The organism is Candidatus Nitrohelix vancouverensis (assembly GCA_015698305.1).
Classification (GTDB): Bacteria; Nitrospinota; Nitrospinia; order Nitrospinales; family VA-1; genus Nitrohelix; species Nitrohelix vancouverensis.
Genome location: CP048620.1, coordinates 1,526,907 through 1,539,090, shown reverse-complemented (window position 1 = coordinate 1,539,090; position 12,184 = coordinate 1,526,907). Strand labels below are relative to the sequence as shown.

Below are 12,184 nucleotides of genomic sequence, written 5' to 3'. Positions count from 1 at the left end.
ATCTGAAATATCTCCGCCAGAGCTTATAAGGATTTAGTATAGCTTGCAATTGATCCGTGTATAATGCGTTCAGGTACTCTTTCCTGAAACGGCAGGCGCCCTGTTCATCTCCACATCGTGACAATGCAACACAGCTCACCCGCATCCAGAACATCAGAACTCTTGCTGGCGGCGACTCTTGCGCTTATCTCGTTATTCGCCTTCAGTTATAGCATCGACGCGGTTCCTCCTTACCATACCGACGAAAATTTTTACGTCGAGTCGGTGAAAAACATGACGGCAAGCGGCGATTATATCACGCCGGTTTACCACGAGAAAAAACGTTTCGCCAAACCCATCCTTTACTACTGGCTGGTCGCCGCAAGTTATAAATTGTTTGGCGCCGATCACGCCTCGGCGCGTCTGGTTTCCGCCTTGTCCGGCGCGCTCTGTGTCTTCGTGACATTTTTGCTGGCAAGGCGATTATTTGACAGCCGCACTGCCTTCATCAGCGCATCCATATTACCCGGTCTGTACCTGCACGCCCAGATTTCGCGTTGGGCCATCACCGACATGACGGTAGCCTTGTTCATCCTGACCTCTCTGTACTGTTTCATCAGAGCCGTCGATACGGAAAAAATACATGCGGGATGGATTTACGGCTTCTATATTTTTATCGGCCTCGGCTTCATGACGAAAGGGCCGCCCGCATTGCTGATTCCCGCCGCCACGCTGGCGACTTTTTTTGCTTTGCGACGGGACGCCTCTTTACTGAAACCCTTGCGCATCTTTCAGGGCCTGACGCTGGTCATCGCCATGAATCTACCCTGGTTTACCACGATGTTTCTGCTTCACGGCGACGAATTCAGCGACCATATTCTCGGCGCTGAAATCAGGGATCGGGTCATGCACGACCTGCCCTTCAGCTTTTATTATTTTGGCGTGCTGTTTCGCTACCACCTTCCCTGGTCTCTGTTCACGCTCGCCGCGCTGATCTTCTGGTTCACGCCGCAAACGGAGACCGACCCATCAACGCTGAAAGATTCTTTATTTCTGCGGATCAAAAACCGGGCGGGCGGCTTGCTGGAAGACTCCAACAAATCCCTGTTGTTTTGCCTGGCATGGGTTGTCGCGCCGACGCTGATCTTCACTCTGTTTCGCATTGAACACAGCCGCTATCTCCTGCCTCTGTCTCCTGCGCTGGCGATGATCACCGGCTATTTTCTCTGCCAACTTGCCGACAGCAAACAAATATCCAACGCTTACTTCAAATACCCCTTCGTTGCGACGCTCGGGATTTACATGATCCTGGCGTTTGCCGGCGGCGTCGCGCTTTGGACGATCCAGCCTCTTTTTGAAGTCCCTCTATCCGTGATATTCATGCCGCTCTGCCTCGGACTTGGCTCGCTCGTCCTGTGGCGCATGCACCGTAAAGGAGAACGTTTTCGGCTGGTTCTTTCGCTCGCCTTCCTGCAAATCATTTTCCTGGGCCTGCTCAACGGCGCCGCGCACCCCTTCCTCGACCGTTATCCCATGAAACATTTTTCAGAGATCATCCGCGCACAGGGAAATGGCGATGAAAAAATCACCGCTTATCAACTGGGGAGCCACCGCGCTCGTCTCGGAATCATGACCGGGCAGATGGCAATCAACGTTGAAGACGTTCAAGAAATTGTAAACGTCGCCGCATCCCCACAACCTGGCTTCGTTGTCCTTCGGGAAGAAGACTGGAACACGCATTTCCAATCGCTCCCCTTGAAAATCATCGCGCGAGATACCGGCTGGAAAAAAGGAGGAAAAAAGGGGCCTTTGATCAAAGCCATCTGGCAAGAGGGAATTCTTTCCCAGAAAGACAATTTGCTTGAAACCTATTTCCTGCTCGGCCTCAAATAGCTGAGATGTGGTCAACGCACCGCGGTGACTTCCCTGGCAGAAAAATCATAAATCACGTTCTTACGATTTTCCATCGACGTGAAATAAGCGTATGTTTTCTCCGCCTGAATCAAATAAAACTTCCCCGGATAGGCCGCATCCAGTTCTTTCCAGCGAAAGGTCGCCGTCAACCAGGTCGACCGGGGATTCTTTTTAATGGTCTCAAATAATTCTTCAGGATCGCTGATAGGGTATTCAAAATAACGATCCGTATAAAACACAACCGCATGACGGGGATTCCACTTCGATAATTTGTAGGAATACAGCATACCGCCCGGGTCAACGTTCAGATTGATGATTCGGGATAAAAGCCGTACCTCAACGCTACTGGGTTTCAAGGTCACCTTGATTTCTGCGGGAGTCGAATTGATGACAATAGCTCCCGCCATCACAGAACCCATCCCGATGCAAACCAGACGATCCCGCCACACAGGAGTCGCCCAGTCTCCAATAAACTTAGCCGTCACAATCGCAAGAGGCGGAAAAATCATGAATAGATAACGCAAGGTCTGATTCGCGCTCAAGCTCATGATCGCGAACACAACGACCGGCCATAAAAACAACAGCAGAGCCTTTTCATCCTTTTCCTTCCACGCCTTCCGTCCAAATACATAAAGTCCCGCCACCGCTAAAGGAAACCAGGGCCAATGGGTTTTCCAGAAATCCCTGATGTATCCAAGAAAAAATAGAATATCGCCTCCGGTTCCAAAACTGGCTCCAAACAAGGTCATATGCGGACGACCAAAATGGCTCTGATAAAAATAGTCGCCATACTCCAACCAATTGACGATATACCAGATCGATCCGGCAGAAACGCCGACCACTGCGCCCGCCCAAAAACCTTTATTGAGTAGTCCGCGCCAGCCTCCACCACATAACAAATAAACAAAACCGATGACCAGGGGGAAAAACCCAAGTACACTTTTGGTCCACACGCCGAAGGCGGTGAACAAGCCATACAATAAAAAATACTTTGGATTCGAACGCGCCTTCCAGAAGGCGAACAAGGCCGCCGTGACAAAAAAAGCAAGCGGGACGTCCAACATAGCCCGGCGCGCGCCATCAAGAAACATCCCCGGGAAAATAAGAACGATTGCCGAGAAAAACGCCACCCAGTCGCCATATAAGTTGCGCGCGAACGCATAAGTCGTTAAAACCGTTCCCAATCCCAACAATGCTGGAAAAAATATAGCCGCGTAGGTCGACACGCCAAACATCTTATAGCCCAGCGCCATCATCCAGAAAATCAGAGGAGGGTTTTCAAAAGAAGGGTTGCCATGATAGGTCACCAGCCACAGACTTTTTGAGCTAAAAATTTCCGTGGCTTTTTGCGCGTAAAACGCGTCGTCGAAATTGGTCAGCCCCCCATCCAGCTGGCGCCCCCAGAACAACAGGATCATCGAATAAACGAGAAAAATAAGCTGAAACTTACGGTCGTTCAACAAAGCCATCATAACGTAGAGGTCTCCCGCCGTTGCCGCGAGCCGTATCGGCCCAGCAAGTCGTTGCAACGAATTTTAAACAGATCCAGAATCATCCGCGCCGGATCGATCCAGATCCGCACTCTGGAAGCTTCCATATGGCGCCACTCCACCGCAACCTCTTTCACCGAGAACCCTTTTTTCATAGCGATATACAATAACTCCACATCGAAGCTGAAACCGTCTATTCGCATGGACTGAATAACGGATAGTAATTTTTCACGTTCAAAACATTTGAAACCGCACTGCGTATCAATGAAACCTTTGAGAGCGATTGTCTGCACCAGAAAATTAAAGAACCGGCCCATTCCTTCGCGATACCAAGCCTGCCTCACTACAATATTCGAATTGGCCAGAGAGCGCGAACCGATAGCCACGTCGAAGCCCTCTTCAAGACAGGATTGCAAGGTGGCAAATTCCTTCAAGGGCGTTGAAAGGTCCGCATCGGAGATCAACACAAGTTTCCCTTTCGACTCCAAGACTCCCGTTCTCACGGCATAACCCTTGCCCCGATTGGCGGGAAGGGAAACGGCCCGCGCCTCATGCGGTTCAAAAAATTCGCCAAGGATATCAGCCGTGCCATCGACGCTACCGTCATCAACCAACACCAGCTCCCATGTAAATTCCTGAGCCTGAAAGAATTCTCTAACCAAGGGCAGTGTTTTGCGAAGACGAACGGCTTCGTTATACGCAGGAATGACGACCGATAAATAAGGAGAAACTTCCATAATGGAGGGGAAGATTAAATTCAGAGGTTCTGATTGAGCCGTTCTTTGTCCTGGGGCGTCGCGCCGGGAAGAAACAGAATGCCAAAAGTCTCCAGCCGCCAGACTAAAACCTCCAGCCCTTTCAGCATGTAAAACCAGTGCCATAGCGCGCTGAGCAAACTCGCTCGGCGTACCCCGCTACGAAACAGGATAAAGTCGCGAAGGTGTTTGCGCGATCGGCGGATCAACTTCCAATTGGCCCGTTCCCTGAATATTTGAAGCAACCGAATGCCATTGAGAACCCTGGTGAACATGAACGCCCGCGGAAGTTGAGAACCGTAAAATAAATATAAAAAACGATTTCATTATTGTTTTAAAACCTGTTTATACTATATCAACCCTTGGGACAAGTAAAGCCAGCATAGCGCTGGAATTTTCCATTCTCAGCGACGGAGATTGCATTGAACGCGACCGAAACAAACCATCCCGACCCTTGCTCTGAAATTCAACCGGGAACCGATCTGGTGGAACGCCACCTGCGCTATCTCGAAACAATGGTCGGCATCGACAGCCGAAGTTTCGGCGTGAATGAATTTCCCGGCGATCGCGAAACGCCCAGCGACATGAAAGAAATTCTGCAATGCGCCTCCTCATATCTCAAAGAAATCGGCTTTCCGCAGGTCCGCGTCAACCAGCCGGAACCGGGTCAAACGCTCCCCAACCCCTTGTTGATGGCGGAGATCCCTGTGTCGCCGGAAAAACCCACAATCCTGTTTTACGCGCATCTGGACAAGCAACCCTATATGGACGACGGCGCCTTCAAACGATGGGAGGGCGTTGCGCCCACCACGCTGCGCTGGAACGAAGATAAAACCCGCGCTTATGGGCGCGGCGCGGCGGATGACTTGAGCGGCGTGGTCTGTATCGGCCTCAGCGTGGACGCCGCCTTGCGCGCGCACCAACTTCGCCCGCCGATGGACGCGGCCTGGGACGCGCTCCCCTGTAATATCAAGGTGATCTACGAAACCGAAGAGGAATGCGGCTCGCACTCCCTGGCCGCTCAGATCGAACAGAACCGGGATTTTTTCAAGGATATCGATTGCGTCATCATCACCGACGTCGTGAATCCCGCCACCGGAGTCCCCGGCCTGACCGCGTCGCTACGCGGCATCATCCAGATGAATGTTGAAATGACTCAAACAAACTCCAACTCGGGATTGGACGCTCAAACGGCGCTGTACAAACTCCTCGCCCGCCTGATTCGCGAGGATCATTCGCTCGCAGTGGAAGCCATCGCCAGGGCCGACGCCCCCGTCACCGACGAAGAGATGGATGGCCTGGGCCGCATTCCCACCACAGTGGAAGACTTGCGCGGAGCCGCCGGGCTCATCCCCCAGGCGGCATTAACGGTCGAGAGCACGATCCAGTCCATTTTGAAAGCCCAGCTCAGAACCTCTTTCGTCAATGCGCGCCCGGGCCACCGCGTTTCGGGAAGCGTTATTTTTGGCAGAGCCGGAGCGCGACTGACCTTTTCGGGGCCTGTCAATTCAAGCGGGTTTCGCGAGAAACTGCTCGCCTTTCTCACCGCGCGCAATCGCTATAATCTCGAAATCATTCTCAATGAAACAGCGTCGGAACCCGACCGCATCGTTTTTGACCTGCAAGCCGTCGCCGCCGACAAAGACCCGCATTCCGGCGTCACCGGCGGGCCGTTTCCCATCGCAGAACTTCAAGTCGCGCGATGGATTGACGCGATGATCCAGGACGACGGCGCTCCAAGCGCCGAGTTTGTCAACGCGATTGGCGACGACGCCAAACAAATTTCTTTAACGACGCAATCCCTCAACGTTTCATTGGAAGGCTCCGCGAGCCTGTTTTCAAAACCGGAAGCTAAAGCCATCGTGGAAATCCGGCTGGCTCCGGGAAACGAATCCGCCACCGCCCAGGCACAGCTCAAGGAATTTTTGACAACGCAAACCCTTCCCGGATTTCATTTAAAAATCGAGGAAGACAAGGGAGCTTCTCCCTGGAGAACAGGAATCGCTCACCCCATATTCGGCATGATGATGGATTCTCTGGAACGCGGATTTGGACAAGCCGCCTGCCTTTATGGATGCGGCGGGAGCATTCCCTTCGTGCCCAAGCTCATGGACGCCCTGGGCGACGCTCCGCCTTTATGTTTGGGCGCTTACGACCCGGAGTCGCGCATGCACGAACCCAATGAAAGCATGTCCATGGTTGACCTTCTGGGTTGCGCGCGCTCCATCGTGTATTTCATGCACCAACTGAAAAAATTCTGAAAATCCTGTATGAATTGGTTGCGCAAAAAAAGCGCAACTGATACTGTTATCCATTAGATGGCATTTCAGAGTTAATATTAATTTCCACCCGCTTTGCTAAAGAGTAGCTGTGAGTTCAGAAGCCAAAAAAGACAGTCGATATAGAGAAATCAACATTGAGTTTCTGGTAGACGGCGGAAGCGAACCTTTTGATATTTTTTATCGCACTAGTGAATTCGGCAAAGAGAAATTCATGCTCTTCGCCTCCAGCGCCCCGCAACATCAAGACAAGGTCAAGCGCATGCTGGAGCAAGGCGACTCCGACATGGAGCTTTATATTCAGGAAGAAGACCTGTTCAAATATTACCAGCACGCAACACAATCTCTCAAAACTCTGGTCAGCAATCCCGGCGTTCCCCTCAACAAGAAAACGGAAAAGATTTACGAAGTTTCAAAGAACGTCATGCAGGAATTTTTTGAATTCCACGCCTCGGATAAAATCCTTGAGTCATCGGGAGAGGTCATGGGCATGATGGAGGAATGCATGTCCACCGCCGGGTTTGGATTCAAGGGAATCGCCGCCATCACCAGCAAGGATTATTACACCCACACGCACAGCGTCAACGTTGGCCTGTACTGCATGACCTTCGCGGTAAAAACCAAGATGCCGCGCGACGAAATTCGCGCCCTGGGCCTTGGAGGGATGTTGCACGACGTTGGCAAAACCAAAATCGACACCAACATCATCAATAAAAACGGCAAACTCAGCGACGAAGAATTCGAAGCGATGAAAGTCCATGCACCGTTGGGGATGGAAATTTTAAAGGAAATGGATTGCTACAGCGGGAAAGTCGTGAGAATGGCCGGACAGCATCACGAAAAATTCGTCGGCGGCGGTTATCCACAAGGGATGAAAGGCGATGAGATTTCCCTCTACGCGCGCATCTGCAAGATCATGGACGTTTACGACGCCCTGACGACGCGGCGATCCTACAAGAAAGCCATGAGGCCGTTTGACACCCTCGCTCTCATGACCAAACAAATGGCGGGAGATTTCGACCCCAAACTCATGCATCTGTTTATCAAACACATGGGACCCGACCTGTAAGCTCAGTAGTCCAGAAACTCGACCGTTTCAGCGGCTAACACCCGCAACGGCTCCTCCCAGGAATCGAAGTTTTGCTCTGAAATTTCCAACGCTGCAATAGCTGTCAAAGGCTTGTCCGGCCCCTTGACTTCGATGCCATCCGGGTACCCCAGACGCCACGCATAGTAATTCGCCAGCCTCACCACCGCGCCGATCGCGCTGGCAAAATCCGCGTTCGCGTCATAATCGCAAACCGCCAGCGACTGCGACAAACGTTTGGGCAAGCGCCCTGCTTCAGCGAGATGAACCGCGATATCCAGATGTGAAAATTCCGCAACGCTCACTCCAGCCTGCGTCAGAAACAAATTGTGATCCTTCGCGTGAGTCATGATTTTTTTCATCAGAGCCGGAGCGCGAATCGCCAGCGCCAGCTTGCCGGTTTCGTGAATCAGCCCCGCCGTGAAGCAAACGTCGACTTCCATTTGTCCCCGCAATCGCGCGATCCGTCCAGCAATCGCCGCCTTCAATTGCATGTGCAACCAAAAAACGGGAAAATCGAGGTCCAGCGCCGCTCGCTCCGCATCGTAGTAACGCTCCAGAATGGGAGTCGTCAAAATAATATTTTTCAAGGCGTCCGGGCCAAGAAGACCCGCCGCCTGTTGCAGTGAACCGATCTCTCCCGAATAGCCATAGAGAGGGGAATTCGCAAGTTTCAATACGCGCATCGCCATCGATGGATCGTATTGGATCAACTCAATGATGTTGTAATCCATCGACGAACTACGACTCGTCTCTTCGAGAATTCGGATGATCTGCGTGGGCAGAGACGGCAGGGAATCCTGCGATTTGAATTGTTCAAGCAGAGCCAAGGTCTTCTCCCGCATTTCCCAAAACGATCCGGTTTCTACCGCTTTCCTTCGCCCGATACAGAGCCGAGTCGGCAACTTTGATCAGAGCGTCAACGCTGTTCAAATCCTTAGAGTCAAAACTGGCCACGCCGCAACTGATCGTGACCTGGAACTTCAATTCCCCCGCCTGAAACTCATAACGCTCCATCTCGCTTCGAATCCGCTCTGCGATCTGCAGGGCGCCCTTTTCTGGCGTCTCCGGCAAAGCCATCAGGAACTCTTCGCCGCCGTAGCGAGCGGCGACGTCGTTGGAGCGGCACACCCGCTTCAACATGTCCGACAAGACCATCAACACATCGTCCCCCACCTGATGCCCGTAAGTGTCATTCACCTTCTTGAAATAGTCCACATCGAGCATGATGACGGACAGGGTGGAACTGTAACGCAAACAACGCTCCATTTCCTTGTCCAGAAGTACCGCCATTTGTTGCCGGTTGGTCAAACCCGTCAAACCGTCCGTCACCGCATCGATTTGCGTTTTCTCATAGAGCTTGGCGTTGCTCAGAGACAGGGCGATAAACTCGGAGATGTTCAGGGCAAAATCCAGATCGTTCACATTAAAAAAATCATTCTCGCTATCGTTCAGGTTCAGGGCGCCAATGATTTCATTTTCGATCATTAAAGGAATCGAAACAAAAAACGGGCTTTTAAAAAGTGGATTGGTCTTGCCCGTAAAATACTTACATTTTAAGAAATCATGCTCCAGAACATAAGAGCCGCTCGTGATCGCGTCTCGCATGATTTCCGACTCGCTATAGTGAATTTGCACCATCTTGTCCATGCCCGGATGGTTGTGGCATTCGGTTTGCAAATACCGTCTGCTCTTGTCGTATAGAAAAAGGCTGAAATAGTTGACGGATAGAATGTAGGGCAGTTTGGAGATCAAAACCCGGTTGATTTCATCGCAGCTCAACAAACTCATGCTTTTTTGCAGATAGATCAGACGATCCAAATGCTCCATGGATTTGCCCAGCATCGAGTTTTGGCGCTTGAGCAGAGATCGCACCATGATCAACTCACTGTGCTTGAGATGCTCTTTATCGTTTGGATTCATAAGAACTCTAAACTCAAATCCCAGGAATCTGGGCGGTCAAAATTTTGACAAGAATAAGATAGACATTAAAGAAATATCAGCGCTCTGGCCCCTCATTCCTTTATAATAAGGCAATAACCCTATAAAAGTAAGCCCGAAATGACAAGGCTATGAGCCGCGGCATATATTTTGCTTTGTACTTTGGCAAGACTAATTGCGACAAAATTCCGATGCTGAATACAAAACTACAAACATTTGTTCGAATCGCCCTGATCCTGGCCCTCGGCCTCTCGGCCTCTTCTGTCAACGCGCAGGAGATTGGCGGACTTTTCGCGCCCGATTCCACCATCAAGCGACTGCGCATCGGGCCGCACCCCGAATACACCCGAATTCTGGTAGATCTCAGCAAACCGACGACTTATCAGGTAAAAGCTGATTTCCTGAAGAAGCTGATTGTCCTGGAATTCCCCAACGTCGCCGCCGGACCGGACCTCCATTCTCGCCGTTTCGTGGATAAAAATCTCGAACAAATATCAGTCGAGAACTTAGGAGATGTCGTTCGTCTTTCTTTAAAATTACAAAACGCAAACACCCGTTTTTTTCACCATCTGAATATGGACCCGCCTCAGGTCGTGCTCGATCTGGAAGGTCGCACAACCGAACTGGGTAAAATATCGACTCGTAAAAGCTCTAAAGCAAAACAAGCTCCAAAAGAAGCCCAAACCAAAACACAGACAACGCCAGAACCAGAGAAAAAAGACGCCCCCTTCATTCCAGGCATCAATCAGCAACAAATCAAAAATATCGTCGAACAACACGAAACCAGCAAAGACAAAGACGGCTGGGAAGACTATCAGAAAGCTCTGACCCTGTTTCAACTGAGGGACTACAAAGGCTCGGGCAAGCTGTTCACTCAATTCATCAAGGATCATCCCGAAAGCAAATACCTCGATCATATTTACTATCTCAATGCCGAGGCTGAATTCAACGCCGTCTTCACGACCGAAGAAAACCCGATCTACGAACACGCTTTGGAAGCCTACAAACAAGCCGTCAGGCGTTTTCCAAAGTCGCGCTTCTTCGATCACGCTCTGCACAAACTGGCTTTCATTTACGACCGCATGAACTATGTGCTGGAAGCGCGGACGCTTTACAACGAAGGCATCAAGAGAAATTCAAGGAGCCTTTACAACGAAGCCAGAGAAGGCGGCCTCGCCTCCATGTTGATGAAGGTCGGTCAATACAAGGAGGCTTACGAAGCCTTTCAGAAACTGCTGAAAAAAGCGCCCAAAGACCCCAACGCCAAAGTCGCCCTGTTTGATATCGCCGATCATTTTTATCAAATCAAGGATTACGATCAGGCCATCAAGGTCTACGAAGAAGCCACCAAACGTTGGCCCGATGTTTTGGCGGAACGCCCGGAGATCGATTACAACATGGCCGAAATTTATTATGCGCGCAGAGAGTTCCCCGCGGCGCGCAAGCATTATTTCGATCTGGTCAATCTCAATCCCACGCTCCCGATAGCGCATCAGGCCATCAACCGGATTGGCGACTCCTATCTTCTCGAAGGCAAAGAGATGGACGCCTTGTCCGTGTTCGACGAATCCTCCAAGCGCAATCCGGGGAAACCGGACTCTCAATACGGAACCATTCGCATGGCGGACATCGGCGTGAAAAACCCCGGTCTGCCCGTGCAGGATATTGTTTTCAAGGTCGACCCTTATTTCAATCCCTTCAAAACCTATGAGCAAATTGAAAAAAACGCAAAGAGCGTCGACATTCTGGCGGAAGTCACATTGAGCAAAGGCATCGCTTACCTGCGCGAACAAAATTTCCTCAACGCCATCGAAACCTTCAAGAAACTGTTACCCCTGGGCGCCAGTTCAAAATATTATCAGGAAGCTAAAAAATACATCCGTCAGACCTTGATTCAACTGGTCGACGTGTACACACGCGAAAAGGGATACCTGCCCATCTTGTACGCATACAGCGATTTCACCGGTCTGTCTCTCGGCAAGCTCCAGAATTTACGGACCCTCATACAAATTGGCGAGGCCTATCAGAACATCGGCATGTTTCAGGAAGCCTTGAAATTCTACGAACAGGTCAAGCGCATGGACTCGCGCGAAACCTTTGCCGACCGTATCTTTCTCAATCTGGGACGGATTCACCTGACCAACGATAATTTTGACGAAGCGGAAATGGTCGCTCAGGGCTTTTTAACCAAATACCCGAGAAGCGTGCGCGTTCCAGCGGCGATCGAACTGCTCGCAGAGGCCAATCAGAAACAGAATAAATACGATGAAGCGCTGGGCAACTACAAAACCCTGCTCGGCAAAGACGGCGCGGATATTTCCCGCACCTTCTACCGCATGGCGCAAATCCACGAAATCCAGAAGGATTTCCCCTCTTCCATTCAAGAGTACGGCAACGCCATCGCCAATTTCGACAAAACCATGGTCAACGCGATCCCGGAATACATTCAGGAGTCTTACTACAAACTTGGAATCCTGAATTACCAGCAACGCGATTACCCCCAGGCGCTCAAAACTCTGGAAACCGCAATACAACTCTACCCCAAACATCCTTTGAGAGAATGGGCTGAAATGTTACGCGCCGAGATTTACAAAGAAACCAACGACGGCGAAAAAGCCCTCTCGCAACTGGCTTCCCTGGCGACGGGAGAGGGTTTCGATGACCTGATGAAACAGGCCGCAAAAACGCGCATGCAAGTGCTCGACTGGGAAAAAAAGATCAAAGACCAGCTCTAATCCC

At 51.0% G+C, this 12,184-nt stretch carries 9 protein-coding genes; 4 read left to right on the top strand and 5 right to left on the bottom strand.

The genetic code is table 11. The features are described from left to right. The first annotated feature begins 123 nt into the window (after nt 1-123). A complete protein-coding gene (locus G3M78_07240; protein ID QPJ65192.1) occupies nt 124-1,872 on the top strand; it encodes a glycosyltransferase family 39 protein in 1,749 nt (582 codons plus the stop codon). Between the two features lie 11 nt (nt 1,873-1,883). Here G3M78_07240 and G3M78_07235 read toward each other — a convergent pair whose 3' ends face one another. The 3 genes from G3M78_07235 to G3M78_07225 are packed head-to-tail and all read right to left on the bottom strand — an operon-like array spanning nt 1,884 to nt 4,413. Beyond that, nucleotides 1,884-3,422 (bottom strand): glycosyltransferase family 39 protein, encoded by a 1,539-nt coding sequence (locus G3M78_07235; protein QPJ65191.1) that lies wholly within the window; start codon nt 3,420-3,422, stop codon nt 1,884-1,886. Continuing rightward, nucleotides 3,362-4,120, bottom strand: a complete 759-nt coding sequence (locus G3M78_07230; protein ID QPJ65190.1) for a glycosyltransferase family 2 protein — start codon at nt 4,118-4,120, stop codon at nt 3,362-3,364. Before G3M78_07230 ends, G3M78_07235 begins: the two co-directional genes overlap by 61 nt. Before the next feature lie 20 nt (nt 4,121-4,140). Next, a complete protein-coding gene (locus G3M78_07225; protein ID QPJ65189.1) occupies nt 4,141-4,413 on the bottom strand; it encodes a hypothetical protein in 273 nt (90 codons plus the stop codon). 240 nt (nt 4,414-4,653) lie between these two features. Here G3M78_07225 and G3M78_07220 point away from each other — a divergent pair, with 240 nt between their 5' ends. Continuing rightward, nucleotides 4,654-6,399 carry a M20/M25/M40 family metallo-hydrolase gene (locus tag G3M78_07220; protein ID QPJ66797.1) on the top strand — a complete coding sequence of 582 codons (1,746 nt, stop codon included), beginning with the start codon at nt 4,654-4,656 and terminating at the stop codon, nt 6,397-6,399. 109 nt (nt 6,400-6,508) lie between these two features. Next, nucleotides 6,509-7,486 (top strand): HD-GYP domain-containing protein, encoded by a 978-nt coding sequence (locus G3M78_07215; GenBank protein QPJ65188.1) that lies wholly within the window; start codon nt 6,509-6,511, stop codon nt 7,484-7,486. 2 nt (nt 7,487-7,488) lie between these two features. On the opposite strand, the gene G3M78_07210 is transcribed toward G3M78_07215, so the two are convergent. Further along, nucleotides 7,489-8,349, bottom strand: a complete 861-nt coding sequence (locus tag G3M78_07210; protein ID QPJ65187.1) for an HDOD domain-containing protein — start codon at nt 8,347-8,349, stop codon at nt 7,489-7,491. Continuing rightward, nucleotides 8,321-9,427 (bottom strand): sensor domain-containing diguanylate cyclase, encoded by a 1,107-nt coding sequence (locus G3M78_07205; protein QPJ65186.1) that lies wholly within the window; start codon nt 9,425-9,427, stop codon nt 8,321-8,323. Before G3M78_07205 ends, G3M78_07210 begins: the two co-directional genes overlap by 29 nt. A 149-nt stretch (nt 9,428-9,576) precedes the next feature. Here G3M78_07205 and G3M78_07200 point away from each other — a divergent pair, with 149 nt between their 5' ends. Beyond that, nucleotides 9,577-12,180, top strand: coding sequence for a tetratricopeptide repeat protein (locus G3M78_07200; protein ID QPJ65185.1), 2,604 nt, complete (start codon nt 9,577-9,579; stop codon nt 12,178-12,180). Nucleotides 12,181-12,184 lie beyond the last annotated feature (4 nt).

What these genes read in the sequence shown, in the direction of transcription:
- G3M78_07210 (QPJ65187.1), bottom strand. Translation starts at nt 8,349, where the DNA reads ATGCGGGAGAAGACCTTGGCTCTGCTTGAACAATTCAAATCGCAGGAT.
- G3M78_07205 (QPJ65186.1), bottom strand. Translation starts at nt 9,427, where the DNA reads ATGAATCCAAACGATAAAGAGCATCTCAAGCACAGTGAGTTGATCATG.
- G3M78_07220 (QPJ66797.1), top strand. Translation starts at nt 4,654, where the DNA reads ATGGTCGGCATCGACAGCCGAAGTTTCGGCGTGAATGAATTTCCCGGC.
- G3M78_07200 (QPJ65185.1), top strand. Translation starts at nt 9,577, where the DNA reads ATGAGCCGCGGCATATATTTTGCTTTGTACTTTGGCAAGACTAATTGC.
- G3M78_07230 (QPJ65190.1), bottom strand. Translation starts at nt 4,120, where the DNA reads ATGGAAGTTTCTCCTTATTTATCGGTCGTCATTCCTGCGTATAACGAA.
- G3M78_07240 (QPJ65192.1), top strand. Translation starts at nt 124, where the DNA reads ATGCAACACAGCTCACCCGCATCCAGAACATCAGAACTCTTGCTGGCG.
- G3M78_07225 (QPJ65189.1), bottom strand. Translation starts at nt 4,413, where the DNA reads ATGTTCACCAGGGTTCTCAATGGCATTCGGTTGCTTCAAATATTCAGG.